Annotated in this window: 18 protein-coding genes; 14 read left to right on the top strand and 4 right to left on the bottom strand. The window is 48.4% G+C overall.

Going from position 1 to position 22,645, the window contains the following annotated elements; genetic code table 11:
• From AC3RCI_RS04740 to AC3RCI_RS04765, 6 genes are all read left to right on the top strand, one after another.
• Complete coding sequence (locus AC3RCI_RS04740; RefSeq protein ID WP_095361125.1) at positions 1–870, top strand: carbohydrate ABC transporter permease; 870 nt, start codon at positions 1–3, stop codon at positions 868–870.
• A 70-nt stretch (positions 871–940) separates the two neighbouring features.
• Positions 941–2,596, top strand: a complete 1,656-nt coding sequence (locus AC3RCI_RS04745) for an extracellular solute-binding protein (protein WP_492527708.1) — start codon at positions 941–943, stop codon at positions 2,594–2,596.
• A gap of 294 nt (positions 2,597–2,890) precedes the next feature.
• Positions 2,891–4,663 (top strand): ABC transporter ATP-binding protein, encoded by a 1,773-nt coding sequence (locus AC3RCI_RS04750; RefSeq protein WP_492527710.1) that lies wholly within the window; start codon positions 2,891–2,893, stop codon positions 4,661–4,663.
• Entirely contained in the window at positions 4,644–6,485 is a 1,842-nt protein-coding gene (locus AC3RCI_RS04755; protein ID WP_492527712.1) for an ABC transporter ATP-binding protein, read from the top strand. The genes AC3RCI_RS04750 and AC3RCI_RS04755 overlap by 20 nt, the downstream gene beginning before the upstream one ends.
• A gap of 266 nt (positions 6,486–6,751) precedes the next feature.
• Positions 6,752–7,066 (top strand): hypothetical protein, encoded by a 315-nt coding sequence (locus AC3RCI_RS04760; protein ID WP_492527714.1) that lies wholly within the window; start codon positions 6,752–6,754, stop codon positions 7,064–7,066.
• Between the two features lie 53 nt (positions 7,067–7,119).
• The gene (locus AC3RCI_RS04765) at positions 7,120–7,428 is read left to right on the top strand and encodes a hypothetical protein (RefSeq protein WP_492527716.1); all 309 of its coding nucleotides are present in this window, start codon (positions 7,120–7,122) and stop codon (positions 7,426–7,428) included.
• Positions 7,429–7,636: 208 nt separating this feature from the next.
• Here the strand turns inward: AC3RCI_RS04765 and AC3RCI_RS04770 are convergent, their stop codons facing one another.
• Positions 7,637–7,783 carry a hypothetical protein gene (locus AC3RCI_RS04770; protein WP_492527718.1) on the bottom strand — a complete coding sequence of 49 codons (147 nt, stop codon included), beginning with the start codon at positions 7,781–7,783 and terminating at the stop codon, positions 7,637–7,639.
• A 513-nt stretch (positions 7,784–8,296) separates the two neighbouring features.
• Complete coding sequence (locus AC3RCI_RS04775; protein ID WP_492527720.1) at positions 8,297–10,288, bottom strand: DUF4832 domain-containing protein; 1,992 nt, start codon at positions 10,286–10,288, stop codon at positions 8,297–8,299.
• Positions 10,289–10,930: 642 nt separating this feature from the next.
• Here AC3RCI_RS04775 and AC3RCI_RS04780 point away from each other — a divergent pair.
• The 5 genes from AC3RCI_RS04780 (at position 10,931) to AC3RCI_RS04800 (ending at position 16,473) form a co-directional block, all read left to right on the top strand.
• Positions 10,931–12,031 carry a Gfo/Idh/MocA family protein gene (locus tag AC3RCI_RS04780; protein ID WP_492527722.1) on the top strand — a complete coding sequence of 367 codons (1,101 nt, stop codon included), beginning with the start codon at positions 10,931–10,933 and terminating at the stop codon, positions 12,029–12,031.
• An 11-nt stretch (positions 12,032–12,042) separates the two neighbouring features.
• Positions 12,043–12,933 carry a carbohydrate ABC transporter permease gene (locus AC3RCI_RS04785; protein ID WP_492527724.1) on the top strand — a complete coding sequence of 297 codons (891 nt, stop codon included), beginning with the start codon at positions 12,043–12,045 and terminating at the stop codon, positions 12,931–12,933.
• Between the two features lie 12 nt (positions 12,934–12,945).
• A complete protein-coding gene (locus AC3RCI_RS04790; RefSeq protein WP_430198158.1) occupies positions 12,946–13,779 on the top strand; it encodes a carbohydrate ABC transporter permease in 834 nt (277 codons plus the stop codon).
• Positions 13,780–13,847: 68 nt separating this feature from the next.
• Entirely contained in the window at positions 13,848–15,191 is a 1,344-nt protein-coding gene (locus tag AC3RCI_RS04795; RefSeq protein WP_492527726.1) for an ABC transporter substrate-binding protein, read from the top strand.
• Between the two features lie 250 nt (positions 15,192–15,441).
• Positions 15,442–16,473, top strand: coding sequence for a LacI family DNA-binding transcriptional regulator (locus AC3RCI_RS04800; RefSeq protein ID WP_492527728.1), 1,032 nt, complete (start codon positions 15,442–15,444; stop codon positions 16,471–16,473).
• Positions 16,474–16,637: 164 nt separating this feature from the next.
• Here AC3RCI_RS04800 and AC3RCI_RS04805 read toward each other — a convergent pair whose 3' ends face one another.
• On the bottom strand, positions 16,638–17,543 hold the full coding sequence (locus tag AC3RCI_RS04805) for an AraC family transcriptional regulator (protein ID WP_492527730.1): 906 nt from the start codon (positions 17,541–17,543) through the stop codon (positions 16,638–16,640).
• 295 nt (positions 17,544–17,838) lie between these two features.
• Here AC3RCI_RS04805 and AC3RCI_RS04810 point away from each other — a divergent pair, with 295 nt between their 5' ends.
• The 3 genes from AC3RCI_RS04810 (at position 17,839) to AC3RCI_RS04820 (ending at position 20,340) form a co-directional block, all read left to right on the top strand.
• The gene (locus AC3RCI_RS04810) at positions 17,839–18,372 is read left to right on the top strand and encodes a carbohydrate-binding family 9-like protein (protein ID WP_492527732.1); all 534 of its coding nucleotides are present in this window, start codon (positions 17,839–17,841) and stop codon (positions 18,370–18,372) included.
• A gap of 50 nt (positions 18,373–18,422) precedes the next feature.
• Positions 18,423–19,268, top strand: a complete 846-nt coding sequence (locus AC3RCI_RS04815) for a sugar phosphate isomerase/epimerase family protein (protein ID WP_492527734.1) — start codon at positions 18,423–18,425, stop codon at positions 19,266–19,268.
• Positions 19,269–19,329: 61 nt separating this feature from the next.
• Positions 19,330–20,340 carry a Gfo/Idh/MocA family protein gene (locus tag AC3RCI_RS04820; protein ID WP_492527736.1) on the top strand — a complete coding sequence of 337 codons (1,011 nt, stop codon included), beginning with the start codon at positions 19,330–19,332 and terminating at the stop codon, positions 20,338–20,340.
• A gap of 464 nt (positions 20,341–20,804) precedes the next feature.
• Here AC3RCI_RS04820 and AC3RCI_RS04825 read toward each other — a convergent pair whose 3' ends face one another.
• Positions 20,805–22,409, bottom strand: a complete 1,605-nt coding sequence (locus AC3RCI_RS04825; protein ID WP_492527738.1) for a bifunctional metallophosphatase/5'-nucleotidase — start codon at positions 22,407–22,409, stop codon at positions 20,805–20,807.
• Positions 22,410–22,645 lie beyond the last annotated feature (236 nt).

The following is a 22,645-nucleotide window of genomic DNA, read 5'->3' on the forward strand; positions in this document are numbered from 1 at the left end:
ATGAGAAAAACCAGAGGAGAGAAAGTCTTTTATCTGATCAATTATGTGTTGTTATCATTGGTTGCCGTCAGCTGTATCCTGCCCCTTCTGAATATCATAGCTCTGTCGTTTAGTGATGCAAGAGCCGTCGTGTCCGGTAACGTGGGGTTATGGCCAGTCGATTTCACCTGGTTTTCCTACCACAGCCTGATTACGGGGACGCCAATTTTGAATGCGTTCTGGAACAGTGTGGAGATTACGTTAATCGGTACAGGGCTTAGCATGGCCGTGACCATCATGGCGGCTTATCCGCTGTCACGGAGGCATTTCTACCACCGTCGATTTTTTACGATGGCGATGGTGTTCACGATGATCTTTAACGGGGGACTCATTCCGACGTACCTGGTGGTACAAAACCTGGGGCTGGTGAACAGTTACGGTGCACTCTGGCTGCCTGGCCTGGTGAGCACGTATAACATGCTGATCATGCGCTCCTATTTTGAGAATCTGCCCGGGGAAGTAGACGAGGCGGCCCGCATTGACGGTTGTGGTGAGCTGGGACTGTTGTTTCGTATTGTGCTGCCGCTATCCAAACCATTGCTGGCGACCATTGCTCTCTTTTACGGCGTGGGGTACTGGAATTCGTTCATGAGCGTGATGATCTACATCAACGATACGTCCAAATACAACATGACTGTACTGGTCCAGAATATGATTATGTCCAATCTGAATGTACAGGACTTTACCGATCCAACGATGATTTCGAATCTGACGCCGGAAGGTATCCGGGCAGCAGCCGTGATTGTCATGGTTATTCCCATTTTGGCGGTATATCCGTTCTTGCAGAAGTACTTTGTCAAAGGGGTTATGCTTGGTTCGATCAAAGGGTAAAACAGGCAAACAGGATATCGGTCATATTACGTGGGTGTCATAATACAGGGAGAGAAAGAGGGTCTTATCTATGGCGTTAACGATGAAGGCATGGGTGAAGTCGGGTCTCGTTCTGGGCTTGATTGGTGGATTACTGGCAGGCTGCACAGGAGGGGGCGGCAGTGAGGAGGCGGAAGGTGAAGGCAGCAGAGGGAATATCACCTCAACGATCTATGATCGGGGTGCGGTTCCGAGCGGTATGGGCACGATTGAAGATAATATGTGGTCCAAGTGGATTAACGAGAACGGTCCGGCAAATGTCAAATATACGGCAGTTCCCCGCTGGGAATCCCAATCCAAGTTAAACGTATTATTTGCTTCAGGCAGCGCGCCGGATGTCATTTTTGAATTCGGTACGCCCATCCGCAATACCCTGTTTAATCAGAAACAGCTTATGCCGCTGGATGACTTGATCGAGAACTCCAGCGTGGAATACAAAGCACTCATGGAGAAATATCCTCAGCTGAAGAAGGCCGGCATCAAAAGCGATGGCAAGTTGTACGAAGTCGGGCGCATGAACGAGGTGTTTCCGCTGACAAGCTTTTTCATCCGGGAGGACTGGCTGGAGAAGCTGAATCTGGAGGTGCCGACGAACGAGGAAGAGATGCTGGCCGTAGCCAAAGCCTTCACGGAAAATGACCCTGATGGAAACGGAGCGAATGATACATATGGCATCGGCGGGTTTCAATTCGGGGATACAGCGGGTCTGTTCCGCTATATGTTCAACGCCAATTGGGTCAATGTTGAGAATGGAGAGGTCGTTGTGGGTCCTAACCACATGAAGGAAGCGACCGCATTTAAACGTGCCCTGTTTGAAGCGGGCGTGGTGGATAAGGACTTTTTGACCGATAAGGACGGTGCCAAGGCGAAGCAGGATTTCCTGAATGGCAAAATCGGCATGTATGCTGCCATGACATCGGATTATACGGGTTTTGCGGCGAAGGAACTGGATACGCTGATGCAGAATGTTCCGGAAGCGAAACTAAAAGTCATTGCGCTGCCAACCACTTCGGTTGGACAGTACACGATGGTATGGAACAACCCGGTGCAGATGACGGCGGTCGTCAATGCACGCGCCAAGAATCCGGAAGCAGTCATGAAGTATATTGATTTTTTAACCAAAACAGAGTCCGGTCGAACCTTCAAAAATGGATTTGAAGGTACGCATTACACCCTGAACGAGCAAGGTTGTCCGCGTATCTCCGATCAGGAGAAATACAAGCAGGAGATCAGCTGGGCAGGAGACTATGCCATGATGTACAGCCGCCTGGAGGAAGGCAAATGCGGGTATACCGAAATGCTGTTCAGTGAGGAGATTCCATCCCAGAAGGAAGGGCTGCGACTGTTCAAGGAAGCAAGGGAAGTATACATGACAGATCTTCCGGTCGGAGAGGGCGTGACCCACTCGGAACATATGCCGCAGCTGCCGAAGGAGCTTCAGGTGAAGCTGACCAATGTAACGACAGCCATCAACGATATTTTCACACGCTCCATCATCGGGGGCAGCAAGTATACGGTGGAACAGGCTGCGGCCGAGGCCCAGCAGAAGTGGGAGCAAGGCGGAGGGCCAGAGATCGAAGCGTGGTACAAAGACTGGTGGAGCAAGGAAAAGGATAATGTGCTGGTATGGGACGATTTCTATGAAATCTATGAACAGCAGCAGGCTGATTTTAAGAAGGCGGAGTGAAAGATTCCCCAGATCGGTTTCGGAGAAACCTGAATTTACTAACCAGTTGATGAGAAAACCTGGGCCGCTGCCCCAGGTTTTTTTGTCCTCGATGGATATCCTCATGTCCATTTCAGGTTAATAATGAGAAGGAATGAAGATATTAACGATTTGATCGTGGAAAATGCGATATAATAATCGTATTGGGTACGTGAAATTTTACATAGAGTTAACGAAAGAGAATAACGGAGCTGGCTGCGTAGACCAAAAAAATGAGTCACGGTAATCTAGCCCTCCGGTGCCGGAGGAATGGTAATGATCAAGCTGTTGTACTACTTGAAGAAGTATCGGGTTGCCGCGATCGCAGCACTGGTCATGATGCTGATTGAGCTGGCGGTGGAACTGGCTCAGCCTTACCTGATCTCCAAAATCATTGACAACGGGATCCAGCAAGGTGATCTGTCCGTGGTTTGGTTGTGGGGCGGTGTGCTCGTAGGTAGTGCCGTTGTGGCATTTGCTGCCGGGATTGCCAGTTCGTTTTTTGCGTCGCATGCGAGTCTGGGGTTCGGATATGACCTGAGGGAGAAGCTGTATGACAAAGTGCAAGCGTTCTCTTACGCCGTATTTAACCGATTCGCCACGTCATCGCTGATTACCCGATTAACCGGGGACGTGACCCAGGTGCAGGATACGGTATTCATGAGTTTGCGATTCATGACCCGTGTGCCGCTGGTGGTTATCGGAAGCATGATTATGGCCGTTATCGTGAATCCAAGGCTCGGGCTGCTGCTTGTGGTGATGGTGCCTGTACTGCTCGTATTTGTCGTTTGGATGATCAAAAGGGCCGCGCTGCTGTTCCGCAATGTGCAGCGCAGACTGGATGCCGTCAACGGAGTCATCCAGGAGAATCTGACAGGCATCCGGCTCATCCGTGTCTTCGTCCGGATGGGCCATGAGATCGAGCGCTTTGCCGGATTCAGCGGCAAGCTGATGAAGGGTACAATCTCCGCGCTGCGCCTGACGGAAACCACAATGCCATTCATGCTGCTCATGATGAATGGCTGCATCATCGCCGTCCTCTGGTTTGGACGGCGGGACATCTCCACCGGCAGCGCAAGCGTTGGTGAAGTGGTCGCGGTCATCAATTATTTGCTTCGCACCATTGGGGCCATGTCTGCCTTGTCCTGGATTCTGGTGACCTTCTCCCGAGCCAGTGCTTCGGCACAGCGGCTTAATGAGGTGTTTGATACGGAGGATGGTTCAGAGACTGTTCAGAATACAACTTCAGCACAAAATTCCGTGACTGGCGAAAAGGTTAAACGAGCTAACCCTGTTCAAGGTGCCGTTGAATTTCGGGGTGTAGGATTCAGCTATCCGAACAGTGATATTACGGTTCTGGAGGATATTACGTTCTCCGCCAAACGAGGGGAGCGCATCGCCATCATGGGAGCGACAGGATCAGGTAAATCCTCACTCGTACAGCTGATTCCAAGGTTGTATACCGAGGATCAGGGCAAGGTGTTCATTGATGGCAGAGATGCAGACCAACTGGCAATCCCTACATTGCGGGGTGCAATCGGTTACGTGCCGCAGGAGGTGGTTCTCTTCACGGGTTCCGTGCGGGATAACATTGCCTGGGGACGGGAGAACGCGACGCTGGAAGAGATCAAGGAAGCTGCGAAGCGCGCCCAGATTCACGACACGATTGAGAAGCTCCCGAACGGATATGATACGCAGCTGGGCCAGCGCGGGGTTAACTTGTCCGGTGGCCAGAAGCAGCGCCTGTCCATTGCACGCGCATTGATCAGACGTCCGAGTATTCTGATTTTGGATGACAGCACCAGTGCACTTGATGTGGCAACGGAAGCGAGGCTGCTGGATGCACTGGAAGAGCTATCTTGTACAACCTTTATCATCACCCAGAAAATCAGCTCAACGACCTCTGCGGATCTGATTCTGCTGCTGGACGATGGACGTCTGATTGGACAGGGTAAACACGAAGACCTGATGGATTCGTCCGAGCTGTATCGCCGAATCTATGGATCACAATACGGGGAGGGTACACCGCATGTTCAAAGCGTTCATTGAACCTTTCCGTCAGCCTCCGCCGCCACTGGACCCCGAAGCCCTAAAAGCAGGGGGAGGTCGTAAGCCGAAGGCACGGGCCAAGAACTGGTCCGGTACACTGGGCCGGATCTGGACATATCTGGCCCGCCGCAAAGTGAAGCTGACGCTGGTGCTGCTAATGGTATTTGCCAGTTCCGCACTGGCGTTGCTTGGTCCGTACATGGTCGGTGTGGCCGTGGACAATTATATGGATGGAGAAGCGACAAGCTCCAGCTGGATGATGTTTCTGCTGGGTCTTGCTGCGGTGTATGTGCTGTTCTCGCTCACATCCTGGCTGCAAAATATATGGATGATCGAGATTGCTCAGGAGACCATTTTCCGGATGCGTTACGATCTGTTCTCCCATCTGCATAAGCTGCCGATTCCATTCTTCGGCAAACGTCAGCAGGGTGAGATCATGAGCCGGGTTACGAATGACATCGAGAATGTCAGCGGTACGCTGAACAGCTCGGCCATTCAGATTTTCTCCAGTGTGCTGACGCTGCTTGGGACGTTTGGCGTGATGCTCTGGTTAAGTCCATTGCTGACCTTGCTGACATTTATCGTCGTACCGCTGATGGCGATCGGCATGCGCTGGATTACACGCCGAACCGGACCGCTCTTCAAAGAACGTCAGCGTAATCTCGGTGAACTTAATGGGTATATCGAGGAAACCTTGTCCGGACAACGAATCATCAAAGCCTTCTCCCAAGAGGAGCGGGTCGTTCGCGGATTCGAAGAGCGGAATACCCGAATCCGGGTATCCGGTTTTTGGGCACAGACCATTTCCGGTTTTATCCCCAAACTGATGAATGGATTGAACAACCTGAGCTTTGCTATTGTGGCAGGGATCGGGGGGATTTTGGCCATCCAGGGTACGGTTACCGTTGGGGTCATTATCATCTTCGTGGAGTATGCTCGTCAGTTCACTCGTCCGCTCAATGACCTGGCGAACCAGTGGAACACACTATTGTCCGCGATTGCAGGAGCGGAGCGAGTGTTTGAAGTGTTGGACGAGGATGAGGAAGCGAAGGATGAAGGTGCTGCGGTTTCTCTGAACAAGGTGGAAGGAGCCGTGCGCTTCGATCGGGTTTCCTTCGGATATGATGAGGGACGCAACATTTTGCATGAAATCAGCTTTGAGGCGAAGCCGGGTGAGATGATTGCCCTCGTGGGGCCGACGGGAGCCGGGAAAACAACCTTGATTCAGCTGTTGTCCCGCTTCTATGATCCGACAGCGGGAATGTTGACGGTTGATGGACGGGACATTACGACCATTCGGCGTGAAAACTTGCGCTCCCACATGGCTTTTGTTCTTCAGGATTCATTTCTGTTCCAAGGGACCATACGGGAGAATATCCGTTTTGGCCGTCTGGATGCTACAGATGAAGAAGTGGAAGAAGCTTCAAGACTGGCCAATGCTCACTCATTCATTATGCGCATGAAGGATGGGTATGACAAAGTGCTTCAGGCAGATGGGAGCGGCATTAGTCAGGGGCAGAAGCAGCTGCTTGCCATTGCCCGGGCAATTCTGGCTGACCCGTCCATCCTGGTATTGGATGAGGCGACCAGCAGCATTGATACCGTTACAGAGATCAAAATTCAGGAAGGTCTACAGAGGCTGATGCAGGGACGTACCAGCTTCGTCATTGCTCACAGGCTGAACACCATACGGCAGGCAGACCGCATTCTGGTGCTGAAGGATGGGCAGCTGCTGGAACAAGGTTCACATGATGTGCTGCTGGAGCAGGGCGGCTTCTACAGTGAACTGTATTACAGCCAGCTGCGCAAGAAAGCGCAATAGTAGTCTGAGTCAGAGCAGGGGATCCATTCATATTAGAATTTTATTATTACAGCAAAGGAGCAAGGATGAGGGCAGGAAGCCCTTGATTCCCTGCTCTTTGCCGATTTGTCGAAGGTGTGGAAAAGCGTGGCGCCGAGCCTGGCTAAGGCAGAAGATAGGAAATATAGACAGAAGATCGTATTGAATTTTCTGGAAAATACAACCGTGACGATATGTCAACTTCAGGATATACTGGAACGAGATATTTTTCAGGAGGTACTTGTTGGATGAAGAATGCAAAAGTTGCTTACTCGCTCTTCTTTTTCAATGCGGTCTATCTGATCACTTTGCTTGGATACCCTGTGGTGCTCATGCTTTGTGTGTTTATGTTTGATGCGCCGACTTCACATGACTATGTATCCAACTATATAACCGTCTATATTATGGGCTCATATCCTGTTGCTGTTCTCTTGTCACTCAGCTGTTGGATTTTTTATCATGTACGCAAATTCAAATGGGCCCTGGTTATCGGTAATTTATTGTTGTTCTGGGTTGCGGCAATCATATTAGTCGGCATTGCCTCCAGTATTGTTTCGTTTTAGGTCATAGCTAGAATCCAATGAAATGAGATTGTGTTTCCGGGAGGTCGCTAATTGTGAAAAATCGTACCGTAGCATACTGGCTTTTATCCATCAACGCAATCAATTTGATTACTCTCGTAGCCTATCCTTATATGTTAATTATCAGTTTCTATATGTTCGCCAGCAGCAATACAGATGATTACATACTGGAGTACATTGCCGCAGGGGTGCTGGCTACGTATCCGGTTCCCGTCCTTGCATCATTCACTTGCTGGGCATTCTATAAGAATTATAAGTTCAAAGCTGCATTAATAATGGCGAATTTGATACTGGTTTGGGTGGCGGTCCTGCTGCTGGCTGCGCTTGCTTCCACCCTGATATAGGTTAAAAGCAAATTGCAAAGGCAGAACCTTCATACGCGAAGGGGGCATAGCCCCGTCAAGTAGACAATAAAAAAATAGAAATCTCATAGCGGCATACCTTTTTGTGATTCACCACGAGACATTCCTTACCACTGCAACTACTAAAATGCTTCTTTGTCCAACGTCCACGGTAATCCTCAAAGCTCTCTCCGTTTTGGCTTTTACGAACCTATGTGATAATCTGACTCTCGCTCTTAATCCCAAACTTCTCTATGATCTGACTGTATTTCCAGCCTTCTTCCGTTCGAAGACAAATAGCCTGTTTCTTCGTCTCTTCGCTATATCGATTAAAGGTTTGACCTTTCTTTGCTGGCATAACAAAAATCCCCTCCGGTATCCAGTGTTTGAGTTCATTGTAACATGTCCTCTTTTTTCACTGTCTACCATGAGGGGATAATACCAACCCCGGACGGGGCCCAATCCTTTTTTTATATGTGCGATATGAAGTGGAGATCGTTCGCGGATGTCATATAGACAACTTGCCCGATGTTATTGCAATGAAGGCAAAGCAAGGGGAAAGCATATTGTAACGAACATGATGGACGCTATTTGCCGAAATACATAGGTTATGAGATTCTAACGAACCCCAGAGATGTTATTGACCCTGAATGAGTGTATTTTAAGTTGACTCTGTCCTGGAAATTTGAATATAAGGCTTCTGAAGTTCGTTAAATTTTGAGATTATGCCAAAACCCTCGAATAACGTGCCTGATGTTCGTTAGCGTTCGAGCAGGAATGAGGGCATGGGAAGTTATGCCTTCTTTCCTGCTCTTGTAATTTACACGTACAATAATGAGTGTATTACATCATACAACGGAACATCTGACATTTACTTCGTTACACTGCTCAGTTTGAACGATCCGTCGGTCAGCTTGTTTGTGTTGGCAAAGTCTACGCCAGGTTTATTTGTTTCCGGGTCGATGATCGCAATCGCGATATCATAGGTTCCGGCAGCAAGACCGGAGACCGGAATGGAATCAGTCAGGGTATAGGTACCTGTTTTCCACGTGGTCAGATTAACAGTTGTTGTTTTCTTGGCGACCACGGTATTGCCGCTGCGCAGTTGAATTTCAACTGGCCAGGCAAACGGGAAGTGCTGTACGCCTTTATTCTCCACTTTAATCGTTGTTGTAAACGTGCTTCCGTTAATGGTGGATGGATGCGAAATTTCCTTCACGACAAAGTGGTAACCCATTCGTTTCTTAAGTGCATCCATATTGGCCTGTAATGCATGATTCAGAGGAAGCGAGGCAGGGGAATTTGGCCCCAACCAGCTGGGTTTGCTTAGCTCCGTCTGACGCAATGTTTCCGTAAATCCACTACCGGTGGTTAATGCTGCAAGCATGCCGGAAGCGCCCCCATAAAATTCACCCCCGGAGATTCGCGTCTCCCAGAAGTTCGGATGTCCTGGCTGCTGCTGACCGATGTCATCCCAATAGCCATTCTGGGTGCCTGTGTACCAGCCCCAATCCGCATCAAAGCTGTCTTTATGTCCAAACACATCGTTAAACATGCCCATGACCATGCCTTTGTTATTGGTTTTGGCGAGGGCGATACTGCGCCGGATCAGAACCTGCATTTTATCTTCTTTGCCGGCAAAGGCATCAATATAATGCTGAACATACTTGTTCGAGATGTCATTGGTCGGGAAAGCACCTGTGTAATTGGTTTCACCATTAGGTCCGACATAAGGCCACGTATGGAACTCGCCCCAGTGTCCGATAGAACCGATCTGGACAAAGGCGACCGGACGATCATTCGTGTTGTATCTTGCTGCAATGGCTTCGATGGCTAATTTGTGCCGTTCTTGCAGATAGGTGGAGTTGTAATTGGGAGAGAAGCCCATGTTGTTGCCCGTACCCATGCCTCCGGTTGTATCGTTGTATACGGTTCCTGGCGATTCTCCGCGGGCAACCATGTCATTGTAGAGCCAGTCGGGAATATCCCGGTGAGCCTGTCCTGTCGGGCTGTCGAGAATGAAGCGAAACACCACTTTGACGCCTTTGCTTTTCCAATAGGCAAAATTGTTGGCGGCTTCAATTGCACTAAAATCATATGTGCCTTTGGTAGATTCAAGCTCCTTCCAGGTCACTCCGGCATATACGAGCCTGTGTGGCTGTGGATATGTCGTGCTCTTGGCCGAAGGCGCCCAGCCTTTGAATGGATTGTTGAGTGGGCTGTCCAGTTCTACGGGATTCACCACTGTATTGTTGCCCGTACCACCACCCGATCCAGCTGAGGTCAGAAGGTAAGCGGGCAATGATTGTCCAGCCGCAGGCAATCTCGACGTATCCGAGCTGTTGTCGATATAGCCGACTCGCACTGTGCTGCCTGCACTGATCTGCAGTGTGGAGAGAGGAATAGCGACCTCAATGACGGTGGAGCTGCGGTAGAATTGGGAGCTGGTCAACGTGCTGTTGAAATTCCAGCTCCAATCGGTTCCGCTGCCGCCGTAGCGATATAACCCCGTATTTTCAAGCAGCCACTCCACACCTGTAGCTCCCCAGCCGGCAGCCTGGTAACCAGTTGAAGTATTGTTATCCGTATTGATCCAGAAGTTGCCCATCGTTGTACTCAGACCAGAGCCTTGAATAAGCAGATAGAGGTTGGTTCCATCATGGGTTACTTTGAGCGTCTGGGCAGTGCCGCTATTGGTGCTGAGAGAGCTAACGCTGCTCCAGTCGCTGACATTGCCATCAATGGTGATGGTTGCAGCAGAGGCTTTGGGTAAGGCTCCCACAGGCAATAGCAGGGTAATCATGAGGATAAAAGCCAAAAACAGTCCAAAGCTCCGCTTGCTTTGATCAAATAATCTTGTCATGGTATACCTCCTGAATAATGGATTTGAATGATAATTCGTTCGGCCCACCTCGTGTTTCTTTGTGAGGGGGAGTTAGGAGAGTTCAACTCCTTTCTGATCCACATAAAGTGGAGGAATAGTGACGTTTTATGTGAGAATCATGGTAGTTAGAAGGAGATAAACAAGTGGAAAGGTGGAATTTTGGTTTGCGGCAAATATAAAATGTGTTTTCAGCTCTTATATTCTATGTCTAAACTGCATTATAGGGGATGAATACAGGAGATTCAACAAGTATTTTTCTGAAATTTATTGTGATTTCCTATTGGAAATAAGAGTGTTTCATTGAATTTTGAATATAATTATTCATAAATTAATCATAGTATTTGCCGCAAATAAAAATGAATACAAATTAAAGTATATGATAATACAGTAAAAATGTAAACGCTTAATTTACGATAAATAAAGAGATATATAGTTTAGAGGTATGTGAAATAAACAGCGAATATGTTGCCGCAAAATATTTTAAAATTTAGCCAAAATCAATTGACAAGGGATTAAAACTATTTTACTATCGATACATAGTCACAGTCCTGTTAGATTTCTTGACATTGAACTAGCTTTAAGGCATTTGCCGCAAATTAACGAGCAACGGAGAGTGTAAGCATGGAGAAGATAAAAATGGCTTTTATTGGTGTAGGAGACATGGGGTCACATCATTGCATTGGTTTTGATTTGCTCGAGGATAGTGAGGTTCGTTACATCTGTGATATGAATGAAGCCAATGTGGCACGTACGCTGGGTGAACTCAAGAATAGCAGCCCCACCATCGTTAGCGATTATCGTGAGCTGCTTGCCAAGGAAGATTTGGATGCGGTGGTCATCAGTGTACCGAACTATTTGCATCGCGAAGTGGCAGTCGCCTTTCTGGAAGCGGGCAAGCATGTATTTCTAGAGAAACCGGTCGCTCATACCATTGAGGACTGTGATGCCATTATAGAAGCGGCGGAAGCCTCTGGACGGGTATTGCAGATCGGATTGGTTTATCGGTATTCGAATCTGTATCGCCGAATGGAGAAGGAATTGGAGAACGGACGTCTGGGCGATGTGAAATTGATGTGGTGTAAGGAATTCCGTGACCCGTTCCCGCCTGCAGATTGGTTCTATGACAAGACCAAATCGGGGGGAGCCATTGTAGAGAAGGATTGTCATCACTTCGATATTTTCAACTGGATGATCCAGGCGAAGCCTGTCCGTGTATTTGCCTCTGGAGGCCAGCATGTCATGAGGCAAGGAGAGCCTAATCAGATTCAGAATTCATACAGTCACTATCCAACGAAAGAAATTTCAGATACCTCCATCGTCGACCATGCTTTTATCACCATTGATTATGATAATGGCAGCAAGGCCAATCTGGGTCTGTGCATGTATTTGAAACCACGCAATCTGATGGGAGAAGGGCTTGAGATTGGCCTGATCGGAGAGAACGGCGGCCAGATGGTGGCTCGTAATGACAAGACGATTGATATCGTTGGAGGGCAGGACTGGACGAAGGACCATTTGGAGATTGATGTGGTATCGGATTCCATCATGGGTGGACATACCGGGGGACAGACCCAGCGCATTGATTTTCTGAAATGTGTACAGGAAGGCAGACAGCCTTTCGCGAGCGCACAAGTTGGTCGCAACGCGCTGCTTATTGCCCTGGCGGCAGAGAAATCCATTTTGGAAGAACGGTACGTCTATTTAGAAGAAATTTCAGGCTGAGGGGTGTCATCATGAACAGGTTGAGAAAGTATGACACACTGCTGTTTTTTCTCTTCATTTTGCCTTGGATTATCGGATTTACTACCTTTTTTCTGTTCCCTTTCGGGACTTCGGTCTTCTACGCCTTTACGGATGCGAGACTTCCGGGAGCGACCAATTTCAACTTTGTCGGCATTGATAATTTTACGCACATGATGGATGATCCCATCTTCTTGAAAAGCTTGATGAACACGATGTTCTTCGTTGTATTCGGTGTTCCGATCGTTACGGCGGGCATGCTCGGTCTGGCGATGCTGCTTAATTTTAATGTCAAAGGCATTGCCTTGTTCCGCACTTTCTTCTATTTACCGACCCTGGTGCCCATTGTGGCAACGGTCATTATCTGGCGACTGGTTTTCAATTCCGAATTTGGCATCCTGAACGCCGGACTTGGCGCACTGGGTATAGGTAAAGTGGACTGGATTGGCGGGGAGCATACGATTAAGCCGGTCATCATCATGCTTCAGGTCTGGATCTCCGGCAGTGGCGTGTTAATCTTCCTGGCTGCACTGAAAAATGTACCCAGACATCTGTACGAAGCTGCTGCCATTGACGGGGCAAGCGGGATTCGCCGATTTTTCCAGATTACACTGCCGATGATCAGTCCTTCCATCCTGTTTGTCATCATTATTCAGACGATGTATAACTTTCAGATGTTTACGGAAGCACTGCTGCTATCTAAGGGTGGTCCAAACTACTCTGCTTATACGTTTGTCTACAATATTTACAAGTCGGCCTTTACCGATCTGAAATTCAGCATGGCGATGACGCAGTCCATTTTCCTGTTCGCCGTGATCGCGCTTGTCACCCTGATCCTGATGAAAGTATCGAACCGCTTTGTGTATTACGAGGGAGAACGATAGGAGGAGAGTTACATGAACAGCCGAAAAATAGCGGTAAAAACGTCCCAATATACCATGCTGATCGTAGCTTTAATGCTGTTCGCAGGGCCTCTGGTATGGATGCTCTCGACCATGCTGAAAACCAAAGCGGAAACCTACAAGGTGCCTCCAACCATCCTGCCAGATACATTCAGTCTGGAAGCCTTTGAACGATTGTTTGCTGTGCAGCCGATGATGTGGCAGTGGATTCAGAACTCCTTTATCATTTCCTTTTTTGTTGCAGCGGGAGCAGTGGTGTCCAGCTCGCTTGTCGCTTACGGTTTTTCCCGTTTTGCAAACAGGTACCGAAATATTCTGTTCCCGGTTGTGCTTGTTACCTTAATGATTCCTCCATCCATTATGATGATTCCCTCGTATGTTCTTTTTTCCAAGCTGAACTGGATTGATACCTGGTTGCCACTCATTGTGCCAGCCTGGCTCGGAGGCGCCTATTATATCTTCCTGTTCCGACAGTTTTTCATGACCATTCCCCAGGAGCTGGACGAGGCTACATATCTCGACGGCGGCAATCGCTGGACGGTATATGCACGGGTCATTATGCCGCTGTCCAAACCCATTATTATGACAACCATTATTTTTGCTTTTGTGAACTCCTGGCTCGATTTTCTGGGGCCGTTCCTGTATATCAAAAATGCAGAAATGTTCACGCTTAGCGTAGGCTTGCAGCTGCTGATTGGTCAAACCAGCCAAGATCTGCCGGCACTTGCTGCGGGTGCATTCATCAGTATTGTTCCGATCGGTCTGCTGTATCTCTTTGCACAACGTTATATCGTTGAGGGGGTGGTGCTTACGGGCACCAAAGGATAAGTGGTGACTGCTTTCCGGTTTTCAGGTGAACAGGATTTATTGAAATGACTTAAAGGGGAGCTGTGTATATGAGAGCGAAGAGTAGACGGCTATTCAATGTATGGGCAATTGTACTTGCGACAATGGTGGTTATCAGTGGATGTGGAAGTAGGGGATCATCCGAAAACGCCGACTCTTCCGGTTCCGGCAGCAGCCAGAGCGAACCTGTAACGATCACATACTCCCAGTGGGGGACGGCAGAAGAGCTTCAACGTACCCAGGAACTGCTGGATCAGTTCATGAAGGCCAATACCGATATTAAGGTCAAACTCGAAGGCAAGGATTGGGGCAGTTATTGGGACGGACTAACAGCGAATGCAGCTGGGGGCACACTTCCGGACGTGTTCAAAACGAGTTATGCATACGTGGAGAAATACGCCGAGCTCGGCATTTTCAAGGAATTGGACGGCTTGCTGGCAGAAAATCAGTTTGATCTGAACAATGTAGACAAAAGTCTGCTGGGACTTCACCAGTATCAGGGCAAACAAGTATCCTTGCCGATCGATGCCAATGTCATCGTATGGTATTACAACAAAGCACTCTTTGAGAATGAAGCGACCAATCCTCATAAAGCTCCCGTTCCATCGCTTGAGCCAACGTGGGATGAAATTACAGATATTGCAACCAAGCTGACACTGGATAAGAACGGGAAAAGTGCAGATGAAGCGGGTTTTGATGCCGGTAACATTGTACAGTGGGGCTTGTCCATTTCACCAGGGTCAACGATGGATTGGTTCCTGGAGCCGGAGCTGTGGTCCAATGGTGCGAAGCTGGTGAATGACGATGGTTCCCTTGCGCTTGAAACGCCTGAAGCGATGGAAGTGCTGAACTACTTTATCGACTTGACCAAAACTAAAAAGATTAACACCACCCCTGCACAGATTGAAGGTATGGGTGGTCAGGTGAACCTTGCGATTACGACATCCAAAGTAGCCATGAATCCGGGCGGCAGCTGGAATACAACCAACTACAAGGAGGCTGGTGTGGATTACGGCATTTCCTATTTGCCAAAATTCAAAACCAACCAAACCGTTGTTCAGCCAGCAGGTCTTGCAATCAGCTCCAATACCAAGCATGAAGAGGCGGCTTATAAGCTGCTCGCTTGGCTGGCCGGTCCGGAAGGACAGACAGAACTGGCGAAACAGGGATACTCGATTCCGGCTAACAAGGCTGCAGGGGATGCTTATATTGCCACTGTAGGTGAAGATAATAAAATCTTCCTGGATGCGCAGCAGTATGGCATTGTATCTCCCTTTACAACCAAGAAAACCGATCTGGTCTGGACGTATGGTGAGCAATCACTCAAACTTCCACTTGCCGGAGATGGTGATCTGAACGCAGCGCTTAAGGATTTGGCCTCCAAGATGCAATAAGCAGGTAAAGAGGTGTAAAGGCTTCATACGTGTTCCTAAAAGAATTAAAATTGCGGCAGTTATGGGGGACAGCAAGCTCCCTGACTGCCGCTATTCTTTTATAGAAGACTGTGCCCACGCACCATTTCATTGACTTCTGGCCAGTAGAAATATAGAATTATATTTGCCGCAAATTTGTGTTGATAGTGATAAAATTGCCCCAATACGAATGGGGTTTAAATACATAGTTAGGGAGAGGTGGGGACTTCACATGGCAAAATTGAAGGATATTGCAGACCGCGTTGGTGTATCGATCTCTACCGTTTCACGTGTGATGAAGAACGATGTCAATCGATCGGTCAGCGATGAAACCCGCAAAAAAATATGGGACACCGCTGAGGAGCTGGGCTACCGTTCACAGCGCCCGGCCAAGAAGAAAAAGGTTCAGCCGAAAACCGCATATGCAATCGGCTGTGTGGTTGCCATCCCCCAAAATAAATACAATAGTCCTTATTTTTCAGTCATTATGGAAGGCATTGAGAAGCAGCTTGCTGAAGCAGGCATGCGTCTGGAATTTGTGTACAGCATCGAAAACGATGGGGATATTGTGCAGCTGCAGTCTCTGGTAAAGGAACATCAGATTGATGGCATGATTGTGGTGGAACGAATTGATCCGGAAGCCTATCGGTGGCTCAAGGCCAATGTGCGAACTGTTGTGGGTGTGGATATTACGGACCCGGACATTCCGGTCGTTGGTTATGATCGAGAAGAAGCTGCCAGAGAGGCAACGAATCATCTGATTGACCAAGGGCATCGGATCATTGCCTACATTGGTGGAGCTGAGTTCAAGAATGATTTTCTGGAGGAAAAACGGTTTCTTGGTTATCGGCGTGCCATGACTGATGCGGGATTATCTATTGATCGTGATTGGGTGATCGATGTGAAATGGGATGTTTCGCTGAGTTATGAATTGACCAAGCGGGCATTTACCAACAATGCGAACAGACCTACTGCCATTTTTGCGGCCAGTGATATGATGGCGATTGCTGCCATGCGTGCTGCAACTGAGCAGGGACTCCGCATTCCGGAGGATATCGCCTTCTTTGGGGTAGATAATATTGAAATCTCCGAATTCACTTCTCCGCCGTTGTCGACCATTCATGTGCCCAAGCTGGAGATGGGCATGTTCGCGGTTAAACAGCTGCTCGATTATCTGGATCATTCATATGAAGTGGCTGTCAAAATGATCGTACCGTACCGCTGTATACTCCGCCAGTCTTCCAATGGTAGGCGAGAAGTCTGATCACTGTGCCTGAGCGAGCGAAACAGACCATTATTCTGTACATGTAACAGGCTAATCCTGTGCTTGAATACATCGTTCTCAAGAAAGAGTTCCCTTGTCCTGGTTTGGAAGGAGGGAACTCTTTTTTTGCTGAGACGGCAGCATACGGCCGAATAGAAAGATTTTCAAAGCATTCTGGACAACTTCCGATATTCCCGGGGTGAAATGCCCTCATATTTGCTGAACATGCGGCTGAAATAATGAATGTCAGGGTAACCGCTTTGTACACCCACAGCCTCGATGGAATAATCCGTTTCCCGCAGCAGTTTGCGTGCCTCGCTTAGGCGGATGGATTGAATATATTCGTTGGGCGGCATGCCTGCCATCTGTTTGAACAATTTGGCCATGTGATCCACACTCAGGTTCAATTGTTTGGCGATGCTCGAATTGGTCCACGGGTCGGATGGAGCGACCTCTATACGTTTCATGAGTTCAAGCAGTTTATCTCCGTGTACCGAATCATGACGCGGCGAACTTCGCCTGGATGAGCGCAGCAGATGGGTCAATAGTTGCAGCATTAAGGCTTTGCATACCAGTTCATATCCCGATTGGCGCATCGTAAATTCATGAACCAATTGCTCCATAAGCTGCACGGCAGCTGGAGAGGGGGTATATACCGGATTGGAAGATAGCGGCTTCATGCCCTCTGCGCAAGCTTCCACACCGAATTTATGATGCTGAACCGTCTCCTCGTTCACAACCATGTCTGCCTCGGTCAGAATGGTCAATTCGTTGAAAAAATCAAAGTGAATGCCAATGAAACGTGCTTCTGGGCTCGAAACCACCTCATTTTGATGATAAACCCCGGCAGGTAGCATGATGAGCTGACCAGCCTTCAATATATGGTGTCTATCGTTCATATAAGTTGCAGCTTCACCTTGAGAGACGTACAGAAGTTCAAAATCATACAGACGCCGCTTGACCAGTTTGCCAGGAGGAAGACTCTGGAACTGAGCGTAATGTACGCTCGGGGACCATTCTTTGTAATTTGTGGTTCGTTGCAGAGGATATACCGCCCGTTGGAGAGACATAAATTCCATCTCCTTTTTTGATGAGATTTGCCTAAATAGATTTATTTAAAACTAAACGGAATTGTGCAAATAATATCTTGATCACCTAAATAAATAATCGTGTAATTTATTTATAATATATGTATTATTACATGTTCTTACGAATGAAACAACATCACGGATTAAGCTAAAAAAGGAGAGAATTACGATGCACTCTCTCCCGGTCGAACGGAGCACGAGTTATTGCTGCGAACCCCTCAGGTCAGTTTCACAGTGTGGCTTCCCCTCGGCTTCGGATTGGGAACGATGTGTTCCAGTGGAATTGGTGGATACAGTAACCGGCAGACCGCCTCATCAATCCACAGAAGTCCGTTTTGGCTGGAGTCCCGAATACTTGCATATTCGCTTTGTATGCCAGGATGATCATGTCGTATCTGATTTCACGGAAAGGGATCAGCCATTGTATGAGCAGGATGTGGTTGAACTGTTCATTGATGAACAGGGCGATGGCAGGAATTACATCGAACTGGAGGTCAGCCCGCACAACGTAATATTTGATGCACTCATCCACAATAACGGCGAAGGTTCGGAATTGAAAACCGATGTAACCTGGCAGCTGGAGGGTTTGCAAACGGCTGTAGAAGTGGAACGTCAGGGCCATCGGGTGTATGTGATCCATATTCCAGCGAGTAACTTCAAGTTGCCCCTGACTAAAGGCTTATGCTGGAGGGTCAACGTTTACCGTATTGATGAGAATGTGCAGGGAGATCGGGAGTATCAGGCATGGCAGCCCACAGGGGCTGTAAACTTTCATATACCTGCCCGGTTTGGTCATTTTCAATTGGGATAGTCATGCGATGCTGAAGAACAGGTTTTTATATTTTGAAGGAGGGTATTCGGATGAAAAAAGGGATTAACATCTGGTCGTTTCCAGGAGATGCCTCTATTGCGGATTGTATTCAGACGGCGAAGCAGGCTGGCTTTGAGGGGATTGAACTATCTCTTAATGGAGAAGGAGAGTTGAGCTTGTCTGCCACGGATCAGGAGGTTCGTGATATTCAGGGACGTCTGGAAGAAGCTGGACTCGAAATCGCGGGACTTGCAACCGGGTTGTACTGGGATTACCCGATGACGAGCGCCCGTCCGGAGATTCGCAGGAAAGCACTGGATGTGTGTAAAAAACAGTTGGAGCTTGCCGCAGCATTTGGTGTGGATACCATTCTGGTCATTCCGGGTGCCGTTGGTGTGGATTTCATTCCAGACAGCGAAGTGACCGATTATGAAGTCGCCTACGAGCGGGCGCAGGAAGCGATTGCGCACCTGCTGCCTTATGCGGAAAGTACCGGCGTATCCATTGGTATTGAGAATGTATGGAACAAATTCCTGGTGTCACCGCTAGAACTGCGTACCTTTGTTGATTCTTTTGGCTCAGAATATATAGGTTCGTATTTCGATGTGGGCAATGTCGTGCAGAATGGTTACCCGGAGCAGTGGGTTCGCATTCTGGCTCATCGGATCAAGAAGGTGCACTTCAAGGATTACCGCCGTCAAGCGGGAGGACTTCATGGATTTGTGGATCTGCTGGCAGGTGATGTGAATTATCCAGCGGTGATGCAAGCACTACAGGCCATTGGTTACGACAACTATGTGACAGCCGAGATGATTCCGCCTTACACTCATCATTCGGAGCAGATCATATTCAATACATCCAAAGCGATGGATGCCATTCTTGGACGTTCTCAGTAATAAATTCGGATAACAACGTTTATTAGAATGTTAATTCTATTTTGATATGGGAGGTAGAAATATGTTAAAAGTGGGATTGATCGGTTTTGGGTTTATGGGACGTATGCATTTTGACAACTATGTACGCCTCACCTCAGAAGGGGAACCCGTGGAATTGGTAGCCATCTGCGATCTGAGAATAGAGGAACTGAAGCACAGTAAAGCAGCTGGAAATATGGCAACAGAGCAAGAGGTATATGATCTCACACCGTATCGTTTGTACGACAATATCGACGCGATGCTGGAGCAAGAGGAACTGGATATCATTGATATTACGCTGCCTACACCACTGCATGCTGAACTAACGTGTTCCTTGCTAGAGAGAGGCTATCATGTGCTGTGTGAGAAACCGGTTGCGCGTCATTCGGCGGAAGGCTGGAAGATGGCACAGACGGCCAAGGAGACAGGAAAAACACTGATGATTGGTCAATGTTTACGCTTCTGGCCAGCCTATGCTTATCTGAAATCTGTTGTGGAAGACGGCCGCTATGGAGCGGTAAACGCAGGTTACTTCTTCCGGGGTTCAGGTCTGCCACAAGAGTGGTTCCTGGATGGCGAGAAAAGCGGTGGCTGCATATTAGATATGCACATTCATGATGCGGATATTATTCACTGGGTGTTTGGCAAACCAGATCAAGTATCCACGCTGGCTCGCAACGTTATTCCGGGAAGCGGCTATGATACGGTCTCCACCAACTATGTATACGCTGATGGAAAAGTGCTGAATGCCCAAGCCGACTGGACGCTGGGGGGAGACTACGGTTTCTCCATGACGTATCGCGTTAATTTGGAGCAGGGCAATCTGGTCTTTGAGAATGGTGAGCTAAAAGTGAATCCGAATAATGCTCCCGGTTACGTCGCTGAGCTGTCACCCGACTCGGGATATTATCACCAACTGAAATATTTTATCCAGTCTGTTCAAGCTGGTACGCCTGTATCTGTATGTACACCGGAAAGTGCAACAGGCACGCTTGAGTTAATTGAAGCCGAGATGCGCTCGGCGGATGAGCGTGGGGCATTGGTTACATTATAATAGGAGCAGGTTTGACGAATGTAACAACTTAACCGTACAGGCGAATATGGATTGAATAATGAAGAGGGGCTGTCTCGTGGTCATGAATATGACGGGACGTCCCTTTTGAGCATCCATGTCATGGCTCATCCCACCCGCTTACGATTACGGTTTTGAGCAGAGGGTTGAGCTCTAACGAATCGAAGACACGTTATACAGGAGTTTAAAGCAATTACGGTAATCTAAGGAACCTGAGACACGCTACTATAAGATGTTGAACCGTATATCGCGTTAATCGTCACATTTTTAGGAAATAGCGTGTCTGGTGTTCCTTACAATTATAAAAGAGGGTCGGGGGGACAAATAAGACGTCCTAGGTTCCTAAGAACAAGAAACAAGCATACAACCAAGCATGCATGCTCGCTTGTATGCTAAAGCCTCCTAAATCCCTGCCCGAGTCCACCGACATAAGCAGTAATTCCCCCTTACGACCCAACAACCCGCCAGTTATTCGCCTGCTCCACGGTTAGTGGTTGATGTCTGCGAATATAATCCTCAACCAGTGCCGCCATATCTGTGGCACCTTCATGCAATACCTTTTTGCCAGGATACATGGCGTAATCTCCACCACCTGCCGCACGGTAACTGTTCATCACGACAGAGTACGTCCCCTCCATATTAAGCGGTTTACCTTCACGTTCCAGTCCAACCACTCGGCTCCCCACAGGCTTTGATATATCCAGCTCATATTCGATGCCTGCCCACATATCGTAGTTGTAATGCTGTGGTTTCGGGGTCATATAGGCTGGGTTGACCACCACTTCACCGGAAGCGTTTAATTCAAAATAGCGTGCTGTTTGCTCCAGCGCATCCCGAATGTCCTGACCGCTTAACTCCAATACCGTCAATGTATTGGGGTATATAAAGTTGGATAACACATCCCTCACCGTAATGCGACGTCCGAAGCCGCGGGCTTCTTCACTGAGCAGTGCCGTATTGGAAATTTCGGCCCCGGTTGCTTCCATCTGTACCTGATGTACGAAGGCAATAAAGGGATGGGACGAGAGACGCAGAGCAGTGACATCGTTGATGGACAAGTCCTCGGCTACTTCGCCAATCGGCTGGTCGAGCCATGCCTGAGCTGCGGCTTCCAAGTCTTCCGTGAGCTCCATGACAACAGCATCCGGCTGTACATGGCTGTTCTCATCCAGAAGCAGCAAACGAGCTTCTTTTCCCGTAATCTTCCACGTACCATCTGAATGCTGTGCTAACTGAACGGATACCTGTCCTGCACCGCTGCCGCTGAAACCCGGCTGAATGACGGTCACGCCATGAATCTCGGCGGTAAGCTGACGATGCTGATGCCCTGTAAGAAGTACATCAATGCCTTCGATGTCACGGCAGATGGCATAACCCTGGTTTTCTCCGGTTAACCGCTCAGCAGGCTCACCCGTCTCCAGATCACACTCAAACCCGCCATGATAGCTGACGACCATTACGTCCGGCCGTTCATGCTCGCGAATGTAGGCAACCCATTTCTGAATGGTCTCCAATGCGTCAAGGAACTGCAAGCCTTCGATATTCTTAGGATGCTCCCAGTTCGGGATATAGTGAGTGGTTGCACCAAGCAGAGCTACTTTCACACCCGAAGATAATGTCTTGATGAGATAAGGAGGACCATACGCGGGTACATCCGGCTGTTCGCTGCTTACAATATTGGCGGATAACCATGGGAATTTGGAGGCTTCAACGGCTCCGCGCAGCAACTCCTGACCATAGTTAAATTCATGATTGCCCATCACGGCAGCATCATAGCCCAGTTCATTCAGAACCGTGATGAAGGGATGAGACTGGCTATCCGCATCCAAGGAAGCCGCATAGGAGGCCAAGGGAGAGCCTTGAAGCAAATCCCCGTTATCCACCAGCATGAGTTCGGGTGATCGTTCACGCTCCTTGCGAATCAGCGAAGCGAGCAGGGCCAGTCCTGCCGGGCGATAGGCATTGGTATTGTAATGAATGGGACGGATGGCCCCGTGAAGGTCACTGGTGAACAGGATGTCGAAACTGGACGTATGTGATATGGATGTCATTTTACAATCTCCTCTAATATATAAATATGGATATATGGAATCACAGGCTGTTTTGCCAATGATAACGAGTGAAGATCAGCCTCTGTACCTATATCTTCAACCATAATGAGCCTATTCTAACAGATGAAAGTTCGTCTGACAGCCTGACAGGAAACTTTACAAAACTCCAAATTTCGTTTCACATCGCGCAAATATTTGCCAATTATAGTAGACAAGTATTGAAAAATAGAAACTCT

This window comes from Paenibacillus sp. MT124 (assembly GCF_058792755.1).

Coding starts and splice junctions, on each gene's coding strand:
- AC3RCI_RS04740 (WP_095361125.1), top strand. CDS start 1: ATGAGAAAAACCAGAGGAGAGAAAGTCTTTTATCTGATCAATTATGTG.
- AC3RCI_RS04745 (WP_492527708.1), top strand. CDS start 941: ATGGCGTTAACGATGAAGGCATGGGTGAAGTCGGGTCTCGTTCTGGGC.
- AC3RCI_RS04750 (WP_492527710.1), top strand. CDS start 2,891: ATGATCAAGCTGTTGTACTACTTGAAGAAGTATCGGGTTGCCGCGATC.
- AC3RCI_RS04755 (WP_492527712.1), top strand. CDS start 4,644: ATGTTCAAAGCGTTCATTGAACCTTTCCGTCAGCCTCCGCCGCCACTG.
- AC3RCI_RS04760 (WP_492527714.1), top strand. CDS start 6,752: ATGAAGAATGCAAAAGTTGCTTACTCGCTCTTCTTTTTCAATGCGGTC.
- AC3RCI_RS04770 (WP_492527718.1), bottom strand. CDS start 7,783: ATGCCAGCAAAGAAAGGTCAAACCTTTAATCGATATAGCGAAGAGACG.
- AC3RCI_RS04775 (WP_492527720.1), bottom strand. CDS start 10,288: ATGACAAGATTATTTGATCAAAGCAAGCGGAGCTTTGGACTGTTTTTG.
- AC3RCI_RS04780 (WP_492527722.1), top strand. CDS start 10,931: ATGGAGAAGATAAAAATGGCTTTTATTGGTGTAGGAGACATGGGGTCA.
- AC3RCI_RS04785 (WP_492527724.1), top strand. CDS start 12,043: ATGAACAGGTTGAGAAAGTATGACACACTGCTGTTTTTTCTCTTCATT.
- AC3RCI_RS04790 (WP_430198158.1), top strand. CDS start 12,946: ATGAACAGCCGAAAAATAGCGGTAAAAACGTCCCAATATACCATGCTG.
- AC3RCI_RS04795 (WP_492527726.1), top strand. CDS start 13,848: ATGAGAGCGAAGAGTAGACGGCTATTCAATGTATGGGCAATTGTACTT.
- AC3RCI_RS04800 (WP_492527728.1), top strand. CDS start 15,442: ATGGCAAAATTGAAGGATATTGCAGACCGCGTTGGTGTATCGATCTCT.
- AC3RCI_RS04805 (WP_492527730.1), bottom strand. CDS start 17,543: ATGTCTCTCCAACGGGCGGTATATCCTCTGCAACGAACCACAAATTAC.
- AC3RCI_RS04815 (WP_492527734.1), top strand. CDS start 18,423: ATGAAAAAAGGGATTAACATCTGGTCGTTTCCAGGAGATGCCTCTATT.
- AC3RCI_RS04820 (WP_492527736.1), top strand. CDS start 19,330: ATGTTAAAAGTGGGATTGATCGGTTTTGGGTTTATGGGACGTATGCAT.
- AC3RCI_RS04825 (WP_492527738.1), bottom strand. CDS start 22,409: ATGACATCCATATCACATACGTCCAGTTTCGACATCCTGTTCACCAGT.